Annotated in this window: 25 protein-coding genes; 19 read left to right on the top strand and 6 right to left on the bottom strand. The window is 43.3% G+C overall.

All coding sequences use genetic code 11. From position 1 onward, the window contains the following. Window positions 1–63 precede the first annotated feature (63 nt). Together ACUNWA_RS15960 and ACUNWA_RS15955 are read left to right on the top strand one after the other, a co-directional pair. The gene (locus tag ACUNWA_RS15960; RefSeq protein ID WP_445592924.1) at window positions 64–720 is read left to right on the top strand and encodes a phosphatidylserine decarboxylase family protein; all 657 of its coding nucleotides are present in this window, start codon (window positions 64–66) and stop codon (window positions 718–720) included. Further along, entirely contained in the window at window positions 720–1466 is a 747-nt protein-coding gene (locus ACUNWA_RS15955) for a CDP-alcohol phosphatidyltransferase family protein (protein ID WP_445592923.1), read from the top strand. Before ACUNWA_RS15960 ends, ACUNWA_RS15955 begins: the two co-directional genes overlap by 1 nt. Window positions 1467–1845: 379 nt before the next feature. On the opposite strand, the gene ACUNWA_RS15950 is transcribed toward ACUNWA_RS15955, so the two are convergent. The 4 genes from ACUNWA_RS15950 to ACUNWA_RS15935 form a co-directional block, all read right to left on the bottom strand. Further along, entirely contained in the window at window positions 1846–3282 is a 1437-nt protein-coding gene (locus ACUNWA_RS15950; RefSeq protein ID WP_445592922.1) for a TrkH family potassium uptake protein, read from the bottom strand. A gap of 814 nt (window positions 3283–4096) precedes the next feature. Beyond that, window positions 4097–5224 carry a cytochrome d ubiquinol oxidase subunit II gene (locus ACUNWA_RS15945; protein WP_445592921.1) on the bottom strand — a complete coding sequence of 376 codons (1128 nt, stop codon included), beginning with the start codon at window positions 5222–5224 and terminating at the stop codon, window positions 4097–4099. Continuing rightward, complete coding sequence (locus tag ACUNWA_RS15940; protein WP_445592920.1) at window positions 5224–6795, bottom strand: cytochrome ubiquinol oxidase subunit I; 1572 nt, start codon at window positions 6793–6795, stop codon at window positions 5224–5226. The genes ACUNWA_RS15945 and ACUNWA_RS15940 overlap by 1 nt, the downstream gene beginning before the upstream one ends. 6 nt (window positions 6796–6801) lie before the next feature. Further along, window positions 6802–7026 carry a DUF4492 domain-containing protein gene (locus ACUNWA_RS15935; RefSeq protein WP_445592919.1) on the bottom strand — a complete coding sequence of 75 codons (225 nt, stop codon included), beginning with the start codon at window positions 7024–7026 and terminating at the stop codon, window positions 6802–6804. A 347-nt stretch (window positions 7027–7373) separates the two neighbouring features. On the opposite strand from ACUNWA_RS15935, the gene ACUNWA_RS15930 reads away from it, so the two are divergent. From ACUNWA_RS15930 to ACUNWA_RS15850, 17 genes are all read left to right on the top strand, one after another. After that, complete coding sequence (locus ACUNWA_RS15930) at window positions 7374–9773, top strand: heavy metal translocating P-type ATPase (protein WP_445592918.1); 2400 nt, start codon at window positions 7374–7376, stop codon at window positions 9771–9773. 149 nt (window positions 9774–9922) lie between these two features. After that, the gene (ccoS, locus tag ACUNWA_RS15925; protein ID WP_445592917.1) at window positions 9923–10132 is read left to right on the top strand and encodes a cbb3-type cytochrome oxidase assembly protein CcoS; all 210 of its coding nucleotides are present in this window, start codon (window positions 9923–9925) and stop codon (window positions 10130–10132) included. 4 nt (window positions 10133–10136) lie between these two features. Continuing rightward, complete coding sequence (ccoN, locus tag ACUNWA_RS15920) at window positions 10137–12293, top strand: cytochrome-c oxidase, cbb3-type subunit I (RefSeq protein WP_445592916.1); 2157 nt, start codon at window positions 10137–10139, stop codon at window positions 12291–12293. Window positions 12294–12296: 3 nt separating this feature from the next. Beyond that, complete coding sequence (locus ACUNWA_RS15915) at window positions 12297–12476, top strand: cbb3-type cytochrome c oxidase subunit 3 (RefSeq protein ID WP_445592915.1); 180 nt, start codon at window positions 12297–12299, stop codon at window positions 12474–12476. 17 nt (window positions 12477–12493) lie between these two features. After that, complete coding sequence (locus tag ACUNWA_RS15910) at window positions 12494–13129, top strand: cbb3-type cytochrome c oxidase N-terminal domain-containing protein (protein WP_445592914.1); 636 nt, start codon at window positions 12494–12496, stop codon at window positions 13127–13129. A 26-nt stretch (window positions 13130–13155) separates the two neighbouring features. Then, a complete protein-coding gene (gene ccoG, locus ACUNWA_RS15905) occupies window positions 13156–14571 on the top strand; it encodes a cytochrome c oxidase accessory protein CcoG (protein WP_445592913.1) in 1416 nt (471 codons plus the stop codon). A 5-nt stretch (window positions 14572–14576) separates the two neighbouring features. Further along, complete coding sequence (locus ACUNWA_RS15900; protein ID WP_445592912.1) at window positions 14577–15026, top strand: FixH family protein; 450 nt, start codon at window positions 14577–14579, stop codon at window positions 15024–15026. Next, complete coding sequence (locus ACUNWA_RS15895) at window positions 15023–15745, top strand: sulfite exporter TauE/SafE family protein (protein WP_445592911.1); 723 nt, start codon at window positions 15023–15025, stop codon at window positions 15743–15745. Before ACUNWA_RS15900 ends, ACUNWA_RS15895 begins: the two co-directional genes overlap by 4 nt. 224 nt (window positions 15746–15969) lie before the next feature. Further along, the gene (locus ACUNWA_RS15890; RefSeq protein ID WP_445592910.1) at window positions 15970–16764 is read left to right on the top strand and encodes an SCO family protein; all 795 of its coding nucleotides are present in this window, start codon (window positions 15970–15972) and stop codon (window positions 16762–16764) included. Window positions 16765–16779: 15 nt separating this feature from the next. Continuing rightward, on the top strand, window positions 16780–18396 hold the full coding sequence (locus ACUNWA_RS15885; RefSeq protein ID WP_445592909.1) for a cytochrome c oxidase subunit I: 1617 nt from the start codon (window positions 16780–16782) through the stop codon (window positions 18394–18396). Between the two features lie 11 nt (window positions 18397–18407). Then, window positions 18408–19022: a cytochrome c oxidase subunit 3 family protein gene (locus ACUNWA_RS15880; RefSeq protein ID WP_445592908.1), complete on the top strand. Its 615-nt coding sequence runs from the start codon at window positions 18408–18410 to the stop codon at window positions 19020–19022. Window positions 19023–19032: 10 nt separating this feature from the next. Next, window positions 19033–19317: a cytochrome C oxidase subunit IV family protein gene (locus ACUNWA_RS15875; RefSeq protein WP_445592907.1), complete on the top strand. Its 285-nt coding sequence runs from the start codon at window positions 19033–19035 to the stop codon at window positions 19315–19317. Between the two features lie 6 nt (window positions 19318–19323). Next, window positions 19324–20268, top strand: a complete 945-nt coding sequence (coxB, locus tag ACUNWA_RS15870) for a cytochrome c oxidase subunit II (protein ID WP_445592906.1) — start codon at window positions 19324–19326, stop codon at window positions 20266–20268. A 1-nt stretch (window position 20269) separates the two neighbouring features. Beyond that, window positions 20270–21148: a protoheme IX farnesyltransferase gene (locus ACUNWA_RS15865; RefSeq protein WP_445592905.1), complete on the top strand. Its 879-nt coding sequence runs from the start codon at window positions 20270–20272 to the stop codon at window positions 21146–21148. Window positions 21149–21205: 57 nt separating this feature from the next. Then, a complete protein-coding gene (locus ACUNWA_RS15860; RefSeq protein WP_445592904.1) occupies window positions 21206–21682 on the top strand; it encodes a DUF302 domain-containing protein in 477 nt (158 codons plus the stop codon). Between the two features lie 27 nt (window positions 21683–21709). Next, the gene (locus ACUNWA_RS15855) at window positions 21710–22015 is read left to right on the top strand and encodes a heavy-metal-associated domain-containing protein (protein ID WP_445592903.1); all 306 of its coding nucleotides are present in this window, start codon (window positions 21710–21712) and stop codon (window positions 22013–22015) included. A gap of 475 nt (window positions 22016–22490) precedes the next feature. Beyond that, window positions 22491–22883 carry a carboxypeptidase-like regulatory domain-containing protein gene (locus tag ACUNWA_RS15850; protein ID WP_445592902.1) on the top strand — a complete coding sequence of 131 codons (393 nt, stop codon included), beginning with the start codon at window positions 22491–22493 and terminating at the stop codon, window positions 22881–22883. Window positions 22884–22956: 73 nt separating this feature from the next. On the opposite strand, the gene ACUNWA_RS15845 is transcribed toward ACUNWA_RS15850, so the two are convergent. Together ACUNWA_RS15845 and ACUNWA_RS15840 are read right to left on the bottom strand one after the other, a co-directional pair. Further along, complete coding sequence (locus ACUNWA_RS15845) at window positions 22957–23430, bottom strand: FKBP-type peptidyl-prolyl cis-trans isomerase (RefSeq protein ID WP_445592901.1); 474 nt, start codon at window positions 23428–23430, stop codon at window positions 22957–22959. Between the two features lie 20 nt (window positions 23431–23450). Further along, the gene (locus ACUNWA_RS15840) at window positions 23451–24041 is read right to left on the bottom strand and encodes a c-type cytochrome (protein ID WP_445592900.1); all 591 of its coding nucleotides are present in this window, start codon (window positions 24039–24041) and stop codon (window positions 23451–23453) included.

Below are 24041 nucleotides of genomic sequence, written 5' to 3'. Positions count from 1 at the left end.
TGAACGCCGGAGGCTGCATCCCGGAAATTAAAACGTGTATTATTACATTTGATACTTGACATTATGAAATTTCATCCCGCGGGAAAATCGATCATTCGGAACACGATCCTGATCGTTCTTTTATTGAATTTAGCTGCCTGGCTATTGAGTTCCTGTCTGATTATCAACACAGTGATTTCAGTGGCAACACTGGTTGTTTTAATTTTAGTCTTGCAATTTTTCCGCTACCCTAACCGGACGGTTGCCCTCAATGACAAAAATGTTATTGCACCAGCTGATGGAACGATCTGTGTCATTGAAGAATGTAAAGAAAAAGACTATCTAAATAAGCCTTGTAAGAAGGTTTCCATTTTCATGTCGCCTTTCAACGTACACATCAACTGGGCTCCTGTACCGGGAACCGTTAGTTTTCTGGAACACCGAAAAGGTAAATTCTACGCCGCCTTTAAAGACAAGTCGGCCGATGAAAACGAACGCACCTGCATGGCTGTAAAAATGAAAGACGGTCGCGAAATAATGGCCAACCAGGTAGCTGGTGCCATGGCCCGACGGATTTTAAACTTCTTGCATGTCGGGCAAGTGGTTACGCAAGATATGGAAATGGGCTTCATCCGCTTTGGAAGCCGCGTTGACCTGTACCTTCCGCTGGATACTGACATCCAGGTGAAGCTAGGTGAAAAAGTTACCGGATCACAAACCATCATTGGAAAATTGAAATAATGAAACGAATCAGCGAACTTTTTTTCTGGGTTCCCAACTTCATCACAGCCTTGAATCTGGCATCCGGCAGCTTAGCCGTATTTTTTGGTATCGAAGGACAACTGGGCTGGGCTGCCATATTCATTCTGGCCGCTTCTGTTTTTGACTTTTTGGACGGCTTTGCTGCCCGACTGCTCAATAGTTATTCCGAAATTGGCAAACAAATGGATTCATTGTCCGACCTTGTTTCATTTGGGTTGGCTCCGGCTGCCATGCTGTTTACCATGCTCGAACTTGCCATATTTGGAAAGAATCAAGCCATCTTTGAAATTGAAGCCACTTCCCTGCAATGGATTTTCTTGCTTTCGGTGCTGCTAGTTCCTATTTCCGGAGCTTTTCGTCTGGCCAAATTCAATGTTGACACCCGACAAACCGAAAGCTTTTTGGGCTTACCCATTCCGGCCAATGCCATTTTCTACGCTTCGCTGGGATTGATATTAGAACTGGGATCAAATGAAGTGGTGACCAACATCATTTTAAACCGCTTCAACCTGCTAACAGCCATGATTATACTCTCAGCACTGATGCTATCTGAAATTCCCATGTTCTCACTAAAATTCAAACACCTGAAATGGACGGGTAATGAGGTACGCTTTGTATTTATCGCCTTGTGCCTTGTGCTGGCAGTCTTGCTTCATTTTTATGCACTCCCTTTGATTATCGCAGGTTATATATTGATCTCCCTGCTTCAAAAAATGATTGCTTAAGTCAACGGGGTACGCTTAATCAATGTTCGTGCAATATATAATCAGACGATTATTATTTTCGATTTCTGGCAGCATTTAAATCGTCATTATATAAAGACAGTTGAAGCCCATTGGATGTCGTTGTAAACAATTGTATTCGACAGTTTCCAATGGCATTCCATCAGTTTCAAGCTCTTTTCATTTAAACAAAGAAATATTGAGGTTTATGCTTAAGCCCTAGATCGTACTCAGGTTAATCAAGAAGTCCCGCTGAGTGATTAGTCCATTAGATCTAAGAATCCTTTATTCATCTACACAAGATTAGATTAACGAAGCCCTCTTTGCTTTACCTTAAGAGTTGCTATTTTCATAGATTTATAAATTTCGAGAGCCGATCCCTTTAGTTCTTCCAGAACCAAGGCGTAAAGAGCATGACCATGGTGTAGATTTCCAGTCGTCCCAGAAGCATCATTCCGCAGAGCACGAATTTAGAGCTATCCGACAAGTGTGCAAAATTACCGGCAGGCCCAACCGATCCCAGCCCAGGGCCAATTCCGCCCATGGCTGTAGCCACAGAACTTAAAGAGGTGGGCACATCAGATCCCAGCCAGGCCATCACCAGGCTTCCGCCCAAGAAAAGCATAAAATACCATAAAACAAAAGTCAGGATGCCATTGTTGTCCTGCGCACTTACCGGTTTCGAATTGATCCGCAGCGGAATAATGGCATTGGGTGCATTCAGAATACGAAAATGATGCTTGACATTTTTTAGGGCAACCAGATGGCGGGCCATTTTTATTCCTCCGGCAGTGGAACCAGTGCTGCCACCAAAAAACATGAGGAAAAAGATAATTACCCAGCCAACCGATGGCCAGAGTAAATAATCGGCTGTTGCAAAGCCGGTACAGGTAATGATGGAGGCAACCTGGAAAAAAGACTCACGAAAGGCTGTTTCTAAGGAGCGGTCGGTTTGAAAAAACAAGATTGCCGTAATGAGAATCCCGGCAACAAAAGTTACCGTGTAGTAAAACCTCAACTCTTCATTCTGCTTTATCTTTCGAAATTGCCCTTTCACAGCGTAATAGTGAACCACAAAGTTGGTTCCGGCCAGAAGCATAAAAATGGTAATAACATATTGGATGTAGGGCGAATAGTCACCAATGCTGGTGTTTTTGGGTGAAAATCCCCCCGTAGCCACCGTACCAAACGAATGGCAAAGGCTTTCGTACAGATTCATTCCTCCAAGAAGCAGAAAAAACGTTTCAATAAAGGTGAGCGACAAATAAATGTATAACAACCGCCGCCCCACCGACCTGATTTTGGGATGAATTTTCTCCTGAAAAGAAGACTCGAGCGTAAATAAATTGTAACTGCCAATATTGAGTGAAGGCATGATGATAACGACCAAAACAATAATTCCCAAGCCGCCAACCCAGTGAGTCATGCTTCGCCAAAACAAAACCGACTTGGGTAAACTTTCAATATCGGTTAAAATAGACGATCCGGTGGTGGTAAATCCGGAAACCGACTCGAAAAAAGCATCCGTAATACCGGGAATGGCCCCGCTAAATAAATAAAGCAAAGCACCAATCAGCGAAACAACTAGCCACGATAAAGTAACGGATAAATAAGCTTCCCGGCGTTTAAAAGTTGTTAGCTCGTGTGTCCCCCTGACTCCGTAGGCACATGCAGCTAAGACGGTTGCGATAAGAGAAGTATATAAAAACGGGGACACCGGCTCATGATAAATCAAGGCTACGGGCACACACATCAGAAGCGAAACGGCCGTGATCAATACGATTCGCATTAAAATATGCAAGACTGGTCTTAAATCCATTTTCTAGCTGCTAATTTCTATGAGAATTTCCTGCCGAGTTTAACAATTACTCCCACTACCTTAACTAACTGATCACTATATCGATCAAGCATACTCTTTCGACAATTTCTCTTCGTTAATAATGGTTGCAACAAACTTGACTGGGAAAATCCCGACAAATATAGGATATCATTTACTTGCATGCCGAATTGATTCCCCGAAAGTTGGCTAAGTAAAGAAAACCTTAATCCGCAAGGAATAGACGTTATTCTATTATGCTCTCGTGGCGTCTGACAGAGAATGATCTCGTCCTGCTCTTTCTATTTTGAGGCCACATAGAAATGGTGACGTGGAGAACCAGCAAACCAGCCCACGCTAGCAGCTGGATACCACTGCTATTGCAAGCATCGCATTCACTGTTTAGCATACAAATTTTCATCATCCGGCTATACGACTGAGCGAATAAAAGAAAATGGCAAACAGTATCATGCCGCAAAAACAACTCCTTGGGGCAATGAGAAAAGCCAACTGAAAAATCGCAAATAGTACCTACAAAACAGACCTTTTTCGAGAAAAATGCCCCAGTCAGAAGATGCTAATTTGATGATAGGTCCTCTTCTACTGTTTCCAGAATAGGTGTGTATTTTTTGATTACCCACTTGACCAAAACGTACGATAATAAAATCAAGGCCGGCCAGGAAATTAAATATATAATTGAATTCCAGTACATAGTATCAACATTTAAATGATTAAATAATAACTAGCTATCTGGCTAAATGATTCAAGCTTGAAAATAAGTCATTAAGATCGGCCACCAACAATGCCTAGCCCATTCTTAATACGCATGTAAATCTTCCTCCTGCATTTCTGCCTCATCAATTTTTTTGGCATTCATCACCTTCCACACCCACCAAATGTAAGCAATCACAAGGGGTACACCCAAAGAAACATAGCTCATGATTGTCAGGGTGAAATGGCTGGATGAAGCATTTTCGATAGTCAGCGAATCTTGCAGGTAAAAAGCAGACGGATAGAAAGCTGTTCCATTCAGGCCTGCCATCAGAAATAAGGAAAAAACGGTAAGTACCGTTCCGCCACCAGCAAACCAAATGCCCGATGTCCGACTTTGCAGCAGCGAAATACCAATACCATAAAGCACACCCAGCACGCCCAGTATCGAAAGAACAGCCACCAGCGGCATGTCAACCAGATTATTCAGGTATTTGTATTTTTCCATAAACACTGCACCCGAGTCGTACGCGAAACCGTCTTTCAGAAGCAAGCGAATTAAGAAATACAGGAAGAATATCAAGAAGGGTACGCTATTTACAAGCACTTGTCTTTTCGAACGTTCAAAAACGATTGGGCTATCCACCGAGTTCATAAAGTACAGAGCTCCGAGCACCCGTGCCAGAAAGAAAACGGACAAGCCCAGTGCCACATTGTGAAAAGTCAATACAGCTTCCAACCCGCGGTATGGCGTTTCCCAGTTGACATTGTTCATATCATTGAGGCTGAATTGCGCTCCATTGAAAAAAGTACCAACGGCTGTTCCAATCAAAATGGTTCCAAAAGCACCATTCAGAAATAAGAACACTTCGTAAGTTTTCCTTCCCAACAAGTTGGCGGGCTTGGTCCGAAACTCATAGGAAACCGCCTGAATCACAAAAAACAATAAAATAGCGATCCACACCCAGTAAGCTCCGCCAAACGAGGTGGCATAAAAAAGTGGAAAAGAGGCAAAAAAAGCTCCGCCAAAAGTTACCAGCGTGGTAAAGGTAAATTCCCATTTCCGCCCAAGCGTATTGACCAACATGGTACGTTCGTTGGGCGTTTTACCGATGGTATAAAGTAAGGTCTGTCCGCCTTGCACAAAGCATAAAAAAACAAGAAACGCGCCCAGCAGGGAGATAATCACCCACCAGTATTGCTGTAAAGCCAGATGTGATAAATTTTCAAACATTAGTGCTGCCCTCCATCCATTTTAGGTCCAATTTTTATTTGCCGAAACATGATTTTTAATTCTGCTATAAGCAGGAGTGTGAAGATGGTCGCAAACAGCCAAAAGGTGGTTTGCACCGCACTGGTGCTTATCTTCGTTACCGCAGCAACTGTCGGCATCAGGTCTTGAATCACCCAGGGTTGGCGCCCCACCTCAGCCACAATCCAACCGGCCTGCGATGCCAGATAGGCCAGTGGTATCGACCAAATGGCGAGCCGTAAGAACGTTCTTTTCTGCTCTAGTTTTCCTTTGAGAGCATAAAATAAAGACAAACAGAAAAACACAATAAAGTAAAACCCAAGCCCCACCATCACATGAAAACTATAAAAAGACAAGGGCACATTGGGAATGAGCATGTTTTTATCCGTGAGGTAGCCATATCCAAAGTAACTGAAATAGTTTTCCTGAAAATCGGGATCCATAAATTCCGTCTTCAAGCGCGCGGCCAACTGCTCATCGCCTTTATTTTCAGCATCTTTAAAAGCTTTCAACTTAGTCATGGCTACTTTCCCCCGCTCAATTTTTTCATCGGCTGATAGGTAACCGTATTTCTCATTCCCGTTAATCAGGTCGTTAATCCCCGGAACAAAAGCATTCCAGTCCATGTAAGCCATATACGAAAGAATGTTTGGTATTTCAAGTTTCATGTTGAAATCCAGCAGGTTTTCGTTGGAAGGATCGGTTTCGCTAGTCGACATAAATCCCATCGCGATCAATCCGGCTCCCTCACTTCCATTGTATAAGCCTTCAAAAGCTGCAAACTTCATCGGCTGGTTTTGGGCAATGTCGCGTGCTGAGCTATCGCCGGAAAACGCCAGATAAATAGACGAAACGATTCCAAAAATGGCAGCCACCACAATACTTTTCCGGGCAAATACCACTTCGCGCTTCTTTAATAAAAACCAAGCAGAAATGCCAATAACAAAAACACCAGCCAGCACAAAACCCGATGTTATGGTATGTAAAAACTTATAAATTGCTGTTGGCGAAAACAACACTTCCCAAAAGTTAACCATTTCATTCCGAACGGTCTCTGGGTTAAACTGCATACCAACCGGATTTTGCATCCAGGCATTAGCTACCAATATCCAAAGCGCTGACAAACTGGCACCAAAGGCCGTCAGCCAGGTAGCCGTAAGGTGAACCTTTTTACTAACCTTGTTCCAGCCAAAAAACATGACGGCGATGAAAGTCGATTCCATGAAAAAGGCAAAAATGCCCTCGATGGCTAAAGGAGCTCCAAAAATATCGCCCACAAACCAGGAATAGTTCGACCAGTTGGTTCCAAATTCAAATTCCAGAATAATGCCGGTGGCCACGCCAATGGCAAAGTTAATTCCAAATAAGGTCATCCAAAATTTGGTGATTTTCTTCCACTGCGGATCGCCTGTTTTCACATACAAGGTTTCCATGATGGCAATAATCACAGCCAATCCCAGTGTCAGCGGCACAAAAATCCAATGGTACATGGCTGTCAGTGCAAATTGCGCCCGCGACCAGTTAACTAATGATAAGTCGATCGTTTCTAACATGATCATTTATTTTATCGGTTCTACTAAATTTTCCAGCACATGATTCCCCCGCTCCTCATCCGTTTCAAAATTGGTATTCAGAAAGTTGGGAAAGAAAAACAACCTCAGCACAAAAAACAGGATAAAGAGCTTGATCAGGATGATCAGCCAAACTTGTTTCCCCCACCCACTCATATTTTTAAATCCATCGTAATAAAAACGCCACAATCCGGGCCACACGTTTTTCGACATAACGACTTCCTATTTTGTTCAACAAATGAAATACCTCTCGAAAATACCAAAAACCCAAACAAGTTCCTACTCAATTCATTTAAGCCATTCAGAGCAAACCAACCAGCAAAATACACACTCCCATGTCGTCAATTATGTAATTCACTGAAGCCGACATCGTTATATTGTCTTTTATTTCAAAAACTCTCTTAACTCCACTACAAATAGAACTTATGATCTTTATATTACTTTATAGAAACCGATGATTGACTGGGCAAAAAACTGCTTGATTGTCCTATTTTTTTTCAACCTTTAAATGCGATCGGTGTTGTACTGATAACTAAAATCAACGACTAAAAACTTTTGCCTTGAAACAAGATCACCAAGCATGCATCCACTGCGGAGAAGATTGCGGACCAGCACCAATTATTTGGGACAACAAGCCCTTTTGTTGCCAAGGCTGCCAAACGGTTTACCAGCTTCTGAATGACAAGCAGATGGGGCAATACTATCAAATTCAGACCGCCCCCGGAATAAAAATAAAGACCGACCAACTGCCCGCCGATGATAAATTCGCCTACCTCGACTTAAAGGAAATTCAAGACCGCTTGCTCGATTTTTCAGATGCCGGGGTTTCCAAGGTGCGTTTTTTCGTTCCCTCCATCCATTGTGCCTCGTGCATTTGGTTGCTCGAGAATCTACATACCCTTCACTGGGGCATTATCCAATCGTCGGTTAATTTCCCGAAAAAAGAAGTGAGCATCACCTTTCGGGATGGAGACATTAGCCTCCGCCAACTGGTTGAACTGCTGGCATCGATTCACTATGTGCCCGAAATCAGTCAGCAAAGCATGGAAAAAGATGAGAAAGGGAAAAGCAGCAAAACCCTGCTCGTTAAAATCGGGATTGCCGGATTCAGTTTTTTGAATGCCATGCTATATCACTTTCCACAATACCTGCCCGGCAGCGAAAGTCTGGAAGCCGAATTTCGCATTGTATTTGGCTGGCTCAGCTTCCTATTAAGTCTGCCCGTGCTTTTTTACTGTGCCAGCGACTATTTTTTGTCGGCCTACAAAAGTCTGCGTCGAAAAATCATCAGCATCGACCTGCCCATTGCTCTTGGTTTGATTACACTTTTTGTTCAGAGCTCGATTGAACTAATTACCGACCAAGGGATTGGCTATTTTGATTCGCTAACCGGCCTGGTTTTCTTCCTGCTGATTGGCAAATGGTACCAAAGCATTACCTACGAAGCGCTGACCTTTGAACGTAACTACAAATCGTATTTCCCCGTTGCGGTCACCAAAGTAAGTTTAGAAGGAAATACCACCATTCCGCTGAATGAGCTAAAAGCGGGCGACCGGATTCTGGTTCGTAATCAAGAGCTTATTCCGGCCGATGCCACCATCGAAAAAGGAAATGCCAACATTGACTACAGTTTTGTTACCGGCGAATCGATCCCGGTAAGTAAAAACCCAGGGGATTTTGTTTTTGCTGGAGGACGGCAACAAGGCAGCGCCATTGAACTTCTAATACAAAAAGAAGTGGAACAGAGCTACCTCACCCAACTTTGGAACCAGGAAGGGCAACAGAGCGCCAAGGAAGCTCCCATGGCAAGCACCATCAATAAAGTAAGCCAATATTTTACGCTCATCATTATTAGCATTGCCCTGAGTTCGGCCATTTACTGGAATTTCGCCGCCCCACAAAAAGCACTGTTTGCCTTTACATCGGTATTGATTATTGCCTGCCCTTGTGCTTTGGCACTCACCATTCCGTTTACCTTTGGAAGTACCATGCGCCAATTTGGACGCAAAGGATTCTACTTAAAAAATACAGAGGTCATTGAAAAGCTGTACCATATAAAAACCGTTGTTTTCGATAAAACCGGCACCATCACCCACGCCCAGTCTTCCCGCATTGAATTTAAGGGAGAACCACTATCGGATGAACAGCGACAATTGATCAAATCACTGGTGTTTCACTCCACTCACCCCTTGAGCAAAACGATTTACGAATCGTTTAAAAATATCAAAGCTTTCGAGCTTGCAGACTTCAAAGAAATTCCATCCATGGGAATCACCGGAAAGGTGAACAACAAAACCATCACCATGGGGTCAAAATATTTTGTCACTGGTGATCAGTCGAGCAACAAGGAACTGAAAACCCAGGTTTGGGTGTTTATTGAAAATAAAATTCTGGGTTACTTCCAGTTTGAAAACACCTACCGCGAAGGGCTGCCAGACACCATTTCGAATTTGGAATCCAGCTATGAATTGCATTTGATTAGTGGCGATAACGAGTCGGAACGTGAAACCCTGGTGCCGCTGTTTAAAGATCACACCCGCCTCAACTTTAATCAATCGCCCACCGACAAGCTCCAATACATTCAGAACCTGCAGCAAAATGGCAAGCCGGCAATGATGATTGGCGACGGACTGAACGATGCCGGCGCACTCAACGAAAGCCAGGTCGGTCTGGTTATTGCCGACAACATTTACAATTTTACGCCGGCCTGTGACGCGATTTTGCAAGCCGATAAATTTGCCTCGCTACATCGCTTCATTCAGTTTACCAAAACGAGTATGACCATTGTATGGCTTTCGTTTTTAATCTCATTCCTTTATAATATTGTGGGTATTTTGTTTGCCGTTCAGGGTAACTTATCACCCATTATTGCAGCCATCCTCATGCCGCTGAGTTCGGTTACCGTTGTAGCTTTCGCCACGTTTTCGGTCAACCTAATGGGTAAGAAAAAAGAGCTTTAACGTTATTGTTAAAAACTCTTCGGAAAAAATTGCTTATTTTAGAAAACAAAGTTCACCTCGGCTTGTTGTTTGAAATTGATTTGTGGATACGTGTTGTGACCCGCGGCACTGAAGCAAAAGAAAAAACTAAATCGTTAACTTGAAAAGGTATGTCAGTAGTATTTGTATTGATTATTATTGGAATATTAGTGGCATCCGCCTTCCTCCTGGCTTTTATCTGGGCCGTCCGAAACGGTCAATTCGACGATTCATACACCCCATCTGTTCGCATTTTATTTGATGATCCGGTTTCCAAAGAAGAAACCGATAGCGACTTGGATAATGACAAGCCGCAAAAAAAGCAATCTATTAAATCATAGCTATATGGAATTACAGAAGTTCACCTATGACAACAAGATTACACGCGATTTTGCTGTGGCAACAATTGTGTGGGGCGTTATAGGTATGTTAGTTGGCTTATTGGTAGCCTTGCAAATTTTCATTCCGGAAATGAATTTCAGCCTGGAATACACCACCTTTGGACGAACAAGGCCAGTGCATACCAATGCAGTCATTTTTGCTTTTGTAGGCAATGCCATTTTCACAGCCGTTTACTATTCGATGCCTCGCTTGCTAAAAACAAGCATGTTCAGCAAGCTACTGGGTAAAATTCATTTTTGGGGATGGCAATTAATTATTGTTGCCGGAGCCATTACCCTGCTTGCCGGTTACACCTCCGGAAAAGAATACGCCGAATTAGAATGGCCCATCGACTTAGCAATCACGATCATCTGGGTGATTTTCGGAATCAACATGTTTGGTACCATTCTCCAACGCCGGGTCAGCCACATTTACGTAGCCATTTGGTTTTACATTGCAACTTGGGTAACGGTCGCCGTGCTTCACATCATCAATTCCATCGAAATTCCATACAGTCTTTTAAAAAGTTATCCGGTTTATGCAGGTATTCAGGATGCCTTGGTACAGTGGTGGTACGGACACAATGCCGTCGCCTTTTTCCTGACAACACCTTTTCTGGGGCTGATGTATTACTTTGTCCCCAAAGCCGCTAACCGCCCTGTTTATTCCTATAAATTATCGATTGTTCACTTTTGGTCACTTATTTTCATTTATATCTGGGCCGGACCACACCACTTACTATACAGCTCCTTGCCCGACTGGCTTCAAGCGCTGGGAACTTCCTTTTCCATTATGCTGATTGCTCCGAGCTGGGGCGGTATGATCAATGGCTTGCTCACCTTACGCGGTGCATGGGACAAGGTGCGCAGAGACCCCGTTCTGAAAATGTTTGTCGTTGGAATTACCGCCTACGGTATGGCCACCTTTGAAGGCCCCATGTTGTCGTTGAAAACGGTGAATGCCATCAGTCACTTTACCGACTGGACTGTTGGGCACGTTCATATTGGTGCGCTGGGTTGGAACGGTATGCTTACCTTTGGCATGCTTTACTGGCTGGTTCCGCGTCTTTACAATACCAAGCTCTACTCTACCAAACTGGCCAATGTGCACTTCTGGATTGCCACGCTAGCTATCATTTTCTACGCGGTGCCACTTTATATTGGCGGAATCACCCAGGCATTGATGTGGAAAGAATTTACCCCGGAAGGGTTTCTGGCCTACCCTAACTTCCTGGAAACTGTTACCCAGCTAATTCCGATGTATGCGATTCGCGCCTTTGGAGGAGGCATGTATGTAGTGGGTATGTTGCTGTTGATTTTCAATATTGCAAAAACAGCGAAACAGGGGCAGCTGATTGAAGAGGAAGAGGTACAAGCTCCTGCGCTGCAAACTCAGTCTACCGTTAAAACATCATCCGAAAGCTGGCATAGCTTTTTGGAACGTAAACCCATCCGGTTTCTGATTTTTGCCACCATTGCCATTCTCATTGGAGGTGTGTTTGAAATTATCCCAACCTACCTGATCAATTCGAATGTGCCGATCATATCGAGCGTAAAACCTTACACTCCGCTGGAATTACAGGGACGCGACATTTACGTTCGCGAAGGCTGCTACAACTGTCACTCGCAGATGATCCGCCCTTTCCGTTCGGAAACCGAGCGCTACGGCGAATATTCAAAAGCCGGTGAGTTCATTTACGATCATCCTTTCCAGTTCGGCTCCAAACGCACGGGCCCTGACTTGGCGCGCGAAGGCGTTAAAACCGGCAGAATATACAAACCAAACGCCTGGCATTACAACCACTTCATCGATCCACAAAAGATGAATGAAGAGTCTATCATGCCCAAATACCCGTGGTTGGCGGAAAAGGACATCAACCTGAAATCGACAGCTCCCAAAATCAGAGCTATGAAAAAACTGGGAGTTCCCTACCCCGAAAACTATGAACACCAGGCCAATGACGACCTGCTAAAACAAGCCGAAGCAATTGCCCAAAATCTGCGTGAAGCCGGTATTGAAACCGAAAGTACCAAGGAGATTATTGCGCTGATTGCCTACATGCAACGCCTGGGAACCGACATCATGAAACCACAGGAAGAACCAGCAAAAGAGGAGGAGTAAATCATGATAAAAGAACATTTACAAAGCATCATTGGAGTCGAGCTCTACGCCATTATCGGCTTTCTGATCTTTTTTGTATTTTTCATTCTGATCACTATTCATACGATTCGGATGGATAAAATGCGAGTCAGAAAGCTAAGTGAGATTCCGCTGGAAGATGAATTCAATACGAACCAGGACTAGCCTAAACTATTAATCTTATGAGTACGATAGACGACAAAAAAAAGGATCAACCAAAGTCGCAGCACGAATATGATGCATTGACCAATGATAAGTTACTTGAAGGTCACGAATTTGACGGGATACGGGAACTGGACAACCAGCTTCCGCCCTGGCTAAAATATTTGTTTTATGGCAGTATCATTTTTGCAGCGTCCTACCTTACGCTTGTTTTTGTATTTGAAGACGAAAGTGTGATTCAAGCAAAAGAATATCAAAATGAAATGGCCGCTTTCATGGAGGAAGAAGAAGCTGCCGAAGAGGATGAAACGGCCGTACCCGTCATTCGAACCGAAGAAGAAATCATGGCCAGCGGACAAGCCACCTTCTCCAAGATTTGCTCGGTCTGTCATGGTAAATTCGGAGAAGGGCTGGTTGGCCCCAACTTCACGGATGAATACTGGATCCATGGTGGAACGCGAGAAAACATGCACGAGGTGATCACTACCGGAGTGATTGAAAAAGGGATGATTTCGTACAAAAATATCCTGACAGAAAACCAAATCCAGGATGTCATCACCTACATTCGAAGCCTAGAAAGCACCAACCCTCCCAACCAAAAAGCACCGGAGGGCGAAAAATATGTTCCGGAATCGGAAGATGAAACGGCAAGCTAAGTTGATTCATTAAAAAAGAAGCAACAATGGATCCAGAAATAAAAAACACTGACAATCAACAAGCCAGCTTTCGCGATCAAATGGCAACCATTGATACCGAGGGGAAACGCGTTTGGCTTTTCCCCAAAATGCCCAAGGGTACGCTTTACAATTATCGCCGAATTGTTGCCTACACGCTACTACTGTTTTTTTACCTGGCCCCCTATCTGACACGAAAAGGTGAGCCTCTTATTCTATTGAATTTCGTTCAGCGAAAATTCATTCTTTTTGGGAACCCGTTTTATCCACAGGACTTTCATCTGCTGGTATTGTCGTTCATAACACTACTTGTCTTTGTTATTTTATTCACCGTGGTTTATGGTCGAATCTTTTGCGGCTGGGTCTGTCCGCAAACCGTTTTCATGGAGTTCTTGTACCGCCCCATTGAATACATCATCGACGGCGACCGCCGTAAACAGCAAGTTCTTGCCCAACAGGAGATGGATCTTGAAAAATTCGTCAAACGAATCGTAAAACACGCCCTTTTTCTGTGCATTTCCTTTTGGACTATCCTGACCTTTTGGTCATACTTGGTTGGTTATCCTGAAGTGCATGCCTATTTCAGCAAACTGCCAGTAACCAACGTTACTGCTCTTTTCGTGGTACTGGCTTTTACCGGAATGCATTATTTTGTGTTTGCTTGGTTTCGCGAACAAGTTTGCACCCTGGTATGTCCTTATGGTCGATTACAAGGCGTAATGCTCGACAACAACTCAATTGTAGTAGCTTACGATTACATTCGTGGCGAACCGCGTGGGCGGGGTCGAAATGAAGATAAAGGCGATTGTATTGATTGCAAGCGCTGTGTTGATGTGTGCCCTACCGGTATCGATATCCGTAATGGAACGCAAATGGAGTGCATCAATTGCACCGCATGTATTGATGCCTGCAACTCGGTGATGTACACCGTCAACAAACCCAAAGGTCTGATCCGCTATGCCTCGGAACATTCCATTTCTGAAGGAAAAAAGCACGCGCTTAATCTACGGGCCATCGCTTATTCTGTGGTTTTGGCCCTTTTACTGAGTGTGCTAAGTTATTCTTTCATCAACCGGGGCGACATTGAAACGACCATCACCCGCATGCAAGGCAGCATGTTTCAGGAATATGGAGCCGATGCCTACAGCAACCTCTACAACCTACAAATGCTGAATAAAACGAGTGAAGCTGCCTGGCTCCAACTTGAACTGTTAGAGCCTGAAGGTGAATTAAAAATACTGGGAGATGAGCTAAACGTAAACGTAGGCGAAGTTGCCAAACGTAATCTGATGATTATTTTGAAAAAAGAGGATGTAAAAAGCTCCAATACCCATTTGAGCATTGGTGTCTACGAAAACGGAGAGCTGATCGAAACCATTCGCTCAACCTTTGTGGGACCCAATGCTTTAGACTATAACAAATAACAGATATGAAACTAAAAATAAACTGGGGAACAGGTATTGTCATCGCCCTTCTGATTATGATTTCGGGTATGCTTTACCTGGTATCCATTGCTGTTAGACAAGATTACTATTTGGTAGAAAAAGATTATTACCAGAAATCAGTCAATTACCAGACTCAGATTGACAAGATCCAAAATGTCAACCAGCTGCCCGAACGCGTGAAGCTGGTTCAATCCACCCATGCGATTCAAATCAATTTTCCTCAACTTTTTCAGGATGAACTGCTGGAGGGAACCATTCACCTCTATAGTCCGATGAGCGAGAAAAATGACCTGAGCCTGCCCATTCAATTGGATGCGAAATTAAGTCAATCCGTTTCAGTGAAAAATCTCCCGAAAGGGCGTTACATTGTCAAGCTGGACTGGACAGCTAATGAAAAACCCTATTTTCAAGAACTGGAAATTCAATTACCATGATGTTTGAGCTCATTACACCTTTAACCATTGGATTAGTCGGAAGCTTTCACTGCATTGGCATGTGCGGCCCCATTGCCGTTGCACTGCCCTTAAAAAGCCATAAGCCAGTAGCTAAAATTGTCGGCAGCCTGATCTATAACCTGGGGCGCACGCTAACCTATGCCGTGTTAGGCTTGCTCTTTGGACTGCTCGGACAGGGCATTCAGCTCGCCGGGTTTCAGCAATGGACGTCAATCCTGCTGGGAATTGTAATGATTCTAAGCGTCCTTTTTCCGTATTTTTTTAAACAACGTATTAGTCTGAACAACCTTTTTACAGGTTATGCCGGACGACTGATTTCAAAATTACGCCAGCTGTTTGCCAATCATTCATTCCAGTCATTGTTTAGCATTGGCCTGCTCAATGGGCTGCTCCCCTGCGGCCTGGTATATGTAGCCATCGCCGGAGCCATCAACACCAACCAACTGTTCTCCGGAGCCTTGTTTATGGTTTTATTTGGCTTGGGCACCATTCCCATGATGCTGCTTTTATCGCTAACCGGAAATATGATCAGTTCGAGCTTACGTTCTGGCATGCGTCGGGTTGTCCCCTACTTTATTGTCCTGCTGGGAATTCTCTTTATTCTTCGTGGCCTGTCACTGGGCATTCCTTATGTCAGTCCCAAGGCCGAAAAACTGGTTCCTGCAGAACGGGTTATGGAAGATAGCTGCTGTCATTGATTTCAGCTCATCCAACGCCTACTACCTGAAGTTGAACAAATTGAACCGGACAGAATAAGCAAAATATTATTTACAAGTCTGAAACACCTTATAGAATCTGAAGAAAATAATGTATTTATCACTTTTTTCATAAACATTCGGTAGTGGTTTTGGGTTTCTTATGGTGATAAAGTAAATAGGTCTTTCTATCTTGTAGAAAATCAAAAATCAAGAGGCTAAACTATATGAGGTTAATTCCTAAACAAGTGCTGTTATTTATTGCCGCTTTATTACAACTTAATTCCTTTGGGCAAATCAACCCCGTATCAAAAGCTGAGAGCAGTCCTGAGATTGGAGTGGTTGAACATTTAGACGACTACCTGCCAGAAGGCATTTACCTTACCGGACTGGATTCGCAGCGGGTTTTACTTTCTGATTTAATTGACAAACCGACTGTTTTAAACTTCGTTTACTACCGCTGTCCCGGCATTTGCAGTCCGCTGATGGAAGGGCTGGCCGAAGTGATGAATCGATCGGACTTGAAACCAAACGAAGACTATCAGGTACTCACCATCAGCTTTGACCCAACCGAAACACTGGAGTTGGCGCAACGCAAGAAGAGTAACTACCTCAACCTGGTCAAGAAAAAAGAAGCCATTGCTGCCGGATGGAAGTTTTTTATTTCCGATAGTGCCAGCATTGCCAAAGCCACAAAAGCCGTTGGCTTTCAATACAAAAAAACAGGCAACGATTTTTTACATGCAGCCTCTGTCATGGTGATTAGCCCCGATGGAAAAATTACCCGCTACCTCAACGGAATATATTTCCTGCCGTTTGAATTTAAAATGGCTATTATCGAAGCCAACAAAGGGCAATCCGGCCCGACAATCAATAAAATATTGCAATTCTGTTATTCGTATGACCCGCAAGGACAAACCTATGTCTTAAATGTGACCAAAGTTGCCGGAACGGTCATTATCTTTTTTGCACTTGTTGTTTTCCTGTTTTTGATACTCAAACCTAAACGAAAAGAAGTTTAACAAACGAACATTCCTATGCAAGCAAGTTCTAAAACCCCTAATGATGTAAGTTATTTAGAATACGAAGGCAAGCACAAAGGACTGCGGGCTTGGATTTTGTCCACCGACCACAAGCGTATCGGCCTGCTGTACCTGTATTCGATGATGACCTTATTTTTAGTTGGCGTTACCCTGGGATTAGCCATGAAACTTGAGCTGATTGCTCCGGGTAAAACCATTATGGAAGCCAAAGACTACAATGCAGTATTCACGGTTCATGGTGTGATTATGATCTTTATGATTGTGATTCCCGGATTGCCGGCTGTTTTTGGAAACTTTATGCTTCCCATCATGATTGGAGCTAAAGATGTGGCTTTTCCCAAGTTGAATCTACTATCCTGGTGGGTGTACATTGCCGGAGCCATATTGGTCATTTCATCCGTTTTGTTTGGCGATGGCTCGCCCGACACCGGATGGACCTTTTACGCCCCCTACAGTTTCAAAACAGGATCAAACATGTTGCCGGCCATATTCGGAGCTTTTGTGCTCGGTTTTTCGTCGATTTTGACCGGCTTAAACTTCATTGTTACCATCCACCGGATGCGTGCTCCCGGAATGACCTGGACCAAGATGCCCTTGTTTCCGTGGACTCTTTATGGTACCGCCTGGATTCAGTTGCTGGCAACGCCTGTTGTTGGAATTACCCTGGTGCTGGTAGCCCTCGAACGTATTTTCGGAATTGGCGTATTTGACCCCGCTTTAGGTGGTGACCCGATTTTGTACCAGCACCTGTTCTGGATTTATTCGCATCCGGCTGTCTATGTGATGATTCTACCTGCCATGGGAGCCATTTCTGAAATTATTCCGACCTTCTCACAAAAACATATTTTCGGTTATAAAGCCATTGTGGTGTCAACCCTTGCCATTGCCTTTGTTGGTTACTTTGTATGGGGGCACCACATGTTTACCTCAGGGATGAGTGGAACTGCACAATACACCTTTTCTATTCTGACCTTTCTGGTTGCCATTCCTAGTGCTATCAAAGTTTTCAACTGGATTTCGACCATGTATAAAGGATCCATCAACTTACAAACCCCCTTTTACTGGGCAGCCTCCTTTATCTTTGTCTTTATGATCGGTGGATTGTCAGGCTTAGTGGTTGGCGCACTGGCGACCAATGTTTATTTGCATGACACTGCGTTTGTGGTTGCTCACTTCCACTTTATCGTTTTTGGAGGCGTTGGTTTTGCCTTTTTTGGAGCCATCCATTATTGGTTCCCCAAAATGTTTGGACGGATGTACGATGCCACTTGGGCCAACATTGGTTGGTTGATCTTCACCACCGGTTTCCTGGCCTTATATTCGCCCATGTTCTATCTCGGAATGCAAGGAATGCCACGTCGGTATTACGATTATCTGGAAGAATTTCATGCCGCCAACATCCTTTCTACACTCGGTTCGTGGGTGATGACTCTGGGCTTGATTATTATCCTGATCAACTTATTCCGATCAGCTAAAAGTGGCCCCATTGCGCCCAAAGATCCATGGAAAGGGAAAACGCTGGAGTGGACAGTTCCATCGCCACCTCCATTGGAAAACTTTGATCAAATTCCTGAATATAAAGAAAACGACGGACCTTACGAATATCAATAAACGCTATACTTATGTCACAAGTTATTCAACATGAGCACTATGACCCCGAGGGATCAAAGATCGGGATGTGGCTCTTCATTTTCAGTGAACTGCTACTATTTGGTGGGCTTTTCATTATTTACTCCGTTTACCGCTATTTGAATCACGATGCTTTCCACATGGCAGCCGAAGAACTAAACGGTACGGTTGGTGCTCTGAATACGATTATTCTGTTAGTAAGTAGTATGACCATTGCCATGTCAACCACAGCACTCCAGAAAAAGCAAAAAGCAACAACCATTGTTTTATTGGAAGTCACCTTTATACTGGCAATCATATTTTTGATAAACAAGTATTTCGAATGGGGAGTAAAATTTGACCATGGCATCTTTCCCGGTTCTGAATACATGAAAGAGGAAATGAGCCAGGGTGAAGTCTTGTTCTTCGGCTTATATTTTGTGATGACCGGCCTACATGCCTTACACATTATAGCCGGATTGGTTATCATGGGATTTGCTTTAGCCCGTGTACAGAAAGGAACGGTTCACGCAGAACGACCCACCTTGCTGGAAAATGCAGGACTTTACTGGCACTTGGTTGATTTAATCTGGATTTTCCTTTTCCCATTATTTTACTTAATCACCTAACTTCTGACCTATGGAAAATGAAAAACATCATATCGTACCGTACCGTGTTTACGCCATCATCTTGCTGGTTTTAGTGTTACTCACCTTTCTTTCGATAGCCATAACCGATATCGAATTAGGAAGTTACACGGTTATCGGAGCCTTACTATTGGCCTCGATAAAATCAAGTTTAGTGCTTACCTATTTTATGCACCTAAAATTTGATCAGCCCTATATTCGCATCATGGTCGGATTTGTTTTAGCAGTATTTATCGCTGTGGTTATTGTTACATTTTTTGACTACTCCTTCAGATAAAAAACTATGTATATTTTAGCATCAACACAAGCCTCTAATTTTGTTGCCGATGTCGACCGGGCATTCTTATTCATTCTTGCTGTAAGTTTTTTCTTTTTGATTGCACTGACAGCAGTTATGATTTACTTTATTTTTAAATACAATAAAAAGCGACATCCCAAAGCCACTCAAATCAAGGGAAGCAACTTGCTGGAATTGATTTGGACGATCATTCCAACCATCTTGGTTTTGATCATGTTTTATTATGGATGGGCTGGTTGGAAACCGATGAAAACAGCCCCAGATGACAGCTTTGAAATTACCGTGATTGCCCGGATGTGGAACTTTACTTTTGAATATGAAAACGGCCGTCGAACCGATACGCTGTTTGTCCCCAAAAACCAACCTGTTAAATTAAATCTGCGATCGATGGATGTTATTCACTCGCTGTACATTCCATCCTTCCGGGTGAAAGAGGACGTCGTGCCAGGTAGTGACAAATTCATGTGGTTTACGGCCCAAAACGAAGGGATTTATGAACTATTCTGTACCGAATATTGTGGTCTGCAACATTCCTACATGTACAATTGGGTGAAGGTGATGCCCCAGGACGATTTTAACAACTGGTACGCCGACACCACTCAACAGGTAGCGAGCGCTGCCATTGAGTCACCAGCAGCTACCGGAAAGCGCATCATGAACAATATCGGCTGTTTTGCCTGCCACTCGGTCGACGGATCTAAAATTATTGGTCCTTCGTTTAAAGGAATATACGGCCATGAAGTAACAGTTAAAACGAAAGGAGAGGAACGAACGCTTGTGGTAGATGACGAATATATCAAACGCTCGATATACGATCCCGAAGCAGATATTGTGGATGGATTTAACAAAGGGCTGATGCAAAGCTACCAAGGGCAGTTAAGTGATGATGATATCGCGAATATAATTGAATACTTGAAAACACTGAAATAATATGGGCCCACAAATACCAGGCTCCTATCTTAAAGTTATTCTTCAACTGGGCAAAGTACGTATTTCTTTGCCCATTTCATTATCAGCGGTAACCGGCTATGTGCTGCAAACAGGAAGCTTTGGCCTTGAAGGATTCTACCTGGCGCTTGGAGTCTTCTTGGTGTCATGTAGCTCAAGCGCCATTAATCATTGGCAAGAACACAAGATAGACAAGCACATGCCGAGGACCCAAAACCGTCCAATCCCATCCGGCAAGATTTCCCCAAAATTTGCGGCCATCGTGGCTTTAGTCCATTTTGCTTCCGGAGCACTGATTCTTAGCCAACATTTTGCTCCCATCGCATTGATTGCAAGCATGGTTACTCTCATTTCTTACAATGGGTTTTACACCCCACTAAAAAAGCACACGGCTTTTGCCGTAGTCCCCGGCTCGCTCGTTGGCGCCTTACCCCCATACATTGGTTGGCTTGCTGCTGGTGGATATATTCTGGATCCAACGATCTTTTGGGTGGCCATTTTCTTTTTCATCGGACAGATTCCTCATTTTTGGCTATTGTTGCTTCTCTTTGGAGAACAATACAAATTGGTCGGCTATCCCAGCCTAAATGATCTTTTCAACGAGAATCAGATCAAACGGCTAAGCTATACCTGGATCTTATCGACCATTGCAGCAGCCCTGATCATCGCCTTAAAAATCATGATCAGTCCGATTGTTATTGCTGTTTTATTGCTTTATATTTTTTACCTGCTTTTTACCACTACCCGCCAAATACTCATTCAACACAACTTACCTGTCCGACCAACTTTCTTCAAACTTAACTTCCTCTACCTGTTTATGATGATTGCCTTGATCATCGATAGTCTCTTGTATCGCTTTTGAACAAATAAAAAAACCAGATGTTATACCAGCACATCTAGATTTCTAAATATTTTAGCGATGCAAAAAAAACCAATCATGTTTCTAAGCGGATTAGTCACCGGAATTCTTGTGACTGTTTTAGTGATCTTCCTTTTAGCTCCGAAAATGTTATTTACAGTAAACGAAAGCAAGTATAATTTTGCTCAAACGCTTGAACAGATCGAACAATCAATCCAGGAAAATAACTGGAGCATGCCCCATCAGTATAATCTGCAAGGCACCTTGGCAAAGCATGGATTTGAAGTGAAGCCCGTAACGGTCTTTTCCATCTGTAAGCCCGATATCGCCGTGCGAATCCTATCCAGCGATACTGATCGGCAACTATCAGCCATGATGCCATGCCGAGTCGCTGTATTTGAAAAAAGTGACGGAAAAACTTACATCGCACGAATGAATGCCGCCCTACTATCCAAGCTGCTTGGTAGCAATGCAAAAACAGCTATGGGAGATGCAGAAGAAGGTAGCGAACAAATTCTGCAGTCACTTTTCAACTAACACTTTAAACTTAATAAATCACAACAAATGAAAACATCCATCTTATTACTACTACTCTTCAATCTGGCTACCGTTACGTGTACTCAAAAAAACACGCAACCAAAAACCGAACAAGTTGCTGCCAAAACCGAATTGGTATACCATGTTGAAGGAATGACCTGTGATCATTGCGAGATGTCGATTCAAAAAGGCGTCAAAGAACTTGAAGGAATAGCCTCGGTTGAAGCCAACCACGAAGATTCAACAACCCGCGTTGTATTTGATCCGGCCAAAACAAACAAAGATGAAATTGTAAAAGCTATTGAAAAGAGAGGTTATTCTGTTGTAGAATAGCAGCTGAGCTGGGTTCGATAAAATCAGAAATTGTAGATTTCAAGCTTGCTACCTGATTGCATGAATGCAATGAATTTGAAAACTATTGAATACAATTGCTTCCTGCAGAATCCATACTCACAGCACAGAAATAATCAACAAGATATCATTCAGCCGATATCAAACTGATATTACTCTCAAAATGAGAAAATAGCTAGAAACTGCACATAGCATTATTAATACCCAGTTGACCGGAATTTTGCCTCAACTGATACGATACCAGGCGTGCCCAAAGGATCGTTGAAAATTTGATTTTTTTTAACATCTGCAGAGAACTCTTAGGCCTCCTATTTGTAGTAATTAATAGAAACACGAATTACAAGCCAGGAAAAAGGAAACAAACTTTAAAATTTCATTTCAATAAGTTGAGAAAAACACGAAAACAAAAGTGAAACTATTAAAGTGAGTTCCATACGTACCTCGAAAATATTAGCGTATGAAAACACCACATATTGTATTTAGCTTAGTCATGCTATCCTATCTGTTTTCAACAGCAGGTAACATTCAAAACACAAACGTTTATGGTCGTGTAGTTGATAAAGAGACTCAAAAACCACTTTACGGCGTAAGCGTCTGCACAGAAGACGAGCAACTTGGAATTGGTACCATTACCAATGAGGATGGAGATTTTAGGCTCTGGAATTTGCCTTCAGACACTATCAATATTATGATTCGCTGCGAGGGATATGAAACCTATGTTATCGATCTTAGCACAATTGATCAAACATCAAAAGAAATAAACGTCATTTACATGGTGCCGCAGTCGGCTGGCGAGCTAAAACAAGCCACAGCCAAATTACAAGCGATAAAAAAGGCACATCGAAAATAACGAGTTTTCCATCAGTTTTAATTCGTGATAAAAAAGGCAGAATTTCCCTTTTCAAGAACCAAACAGTGCTGGATTAGTCTGGAATTTCCTCCGAACTAGCTTCTCTTACGGCCAGAATTCTTCCGGAGAATTTAAGATCTTTCCCTGCCATCGGATGATTAAAATCCATGGTGACCCACGCTCCCTCTTTCTTGATGATTTTACCGTAAAACTGGTTACCCTGCTGATCTCCCATCGGAAAAACATGACCAATCTGAACCACGTCATCATCAATCCTGCCATCTTCCTCGGCAAATGCATTGATTGGTAAATCAACGATTGCCTTGCGATCTACCGGGCCATAAGCGTCATTGTGCCCCGCATAGAAATGAAACTCATCGCCCGCTGAAAGCCCTTGCAGATTTTGCTCAAACACTTCCAGTAGTAGCTGGTTTCCAAACAAAAGCTCCTGCTGATCCTCTCCCGAGACTTTCTGCAGCACTTTTCCATCGGCTGCATTGCTCACCGAATATTGAATCGTTGCAATGGTATTCTTCCTAATCTTCAAAGCTATCGTGAATTGAATAGTTAATTTTCGCTTAACGCGATGTTTTGCTCTTGGGCTAAGCTACGGACATAATGAACAATCTTCCATCGGTTTTCCGGTGCAATCTGTCCTCCATGCGGCCCCATCAAACCAGAAAAAGATCCCTTGGTAATCACATGAAAAATTTCACCATCTGGTTTTCCTTTTAAATAATCGTCAATCAACGAACGAGGTTTAGCCGGAAACACTCGGCTGGTAAAAAGATGTCCATTGCCATCCCCCATATCGCCGTGACAACTAACACAAAATATTTCATACTGACGTTTTCCCTCAGCCAAGACCTCAGGACTCGCTTTTAACGGGTTTTCCAGTTCCTGTCCTGCCCGAACCTGTTCTTCCATCGACCGTCCCTCATAAGGATAGGGTTTAAATCCACGAGGAATGGTTCCTTCAGCAGGCAAACGCATGGTTTGCCCATCTTCAAAAACCGGATTTTCAGAATAGGTTTTATAGGCTGGCGAATAGGCCATATCCGGGAAGAAAGTATGCCCCGGCTTATTCTTACTTTTTGTACATGCCACAGAAAGACCTACGACAAAAAGCAAAAGGTATATTTTTACAGTTCGTTTCAT

It is taken from the genome of Sunxiuqinia sp. sy24 (assembly GCF_052677165.1).
This window is presented reverse-complemented; position numbering and strand designations above follow the sequence as displayed.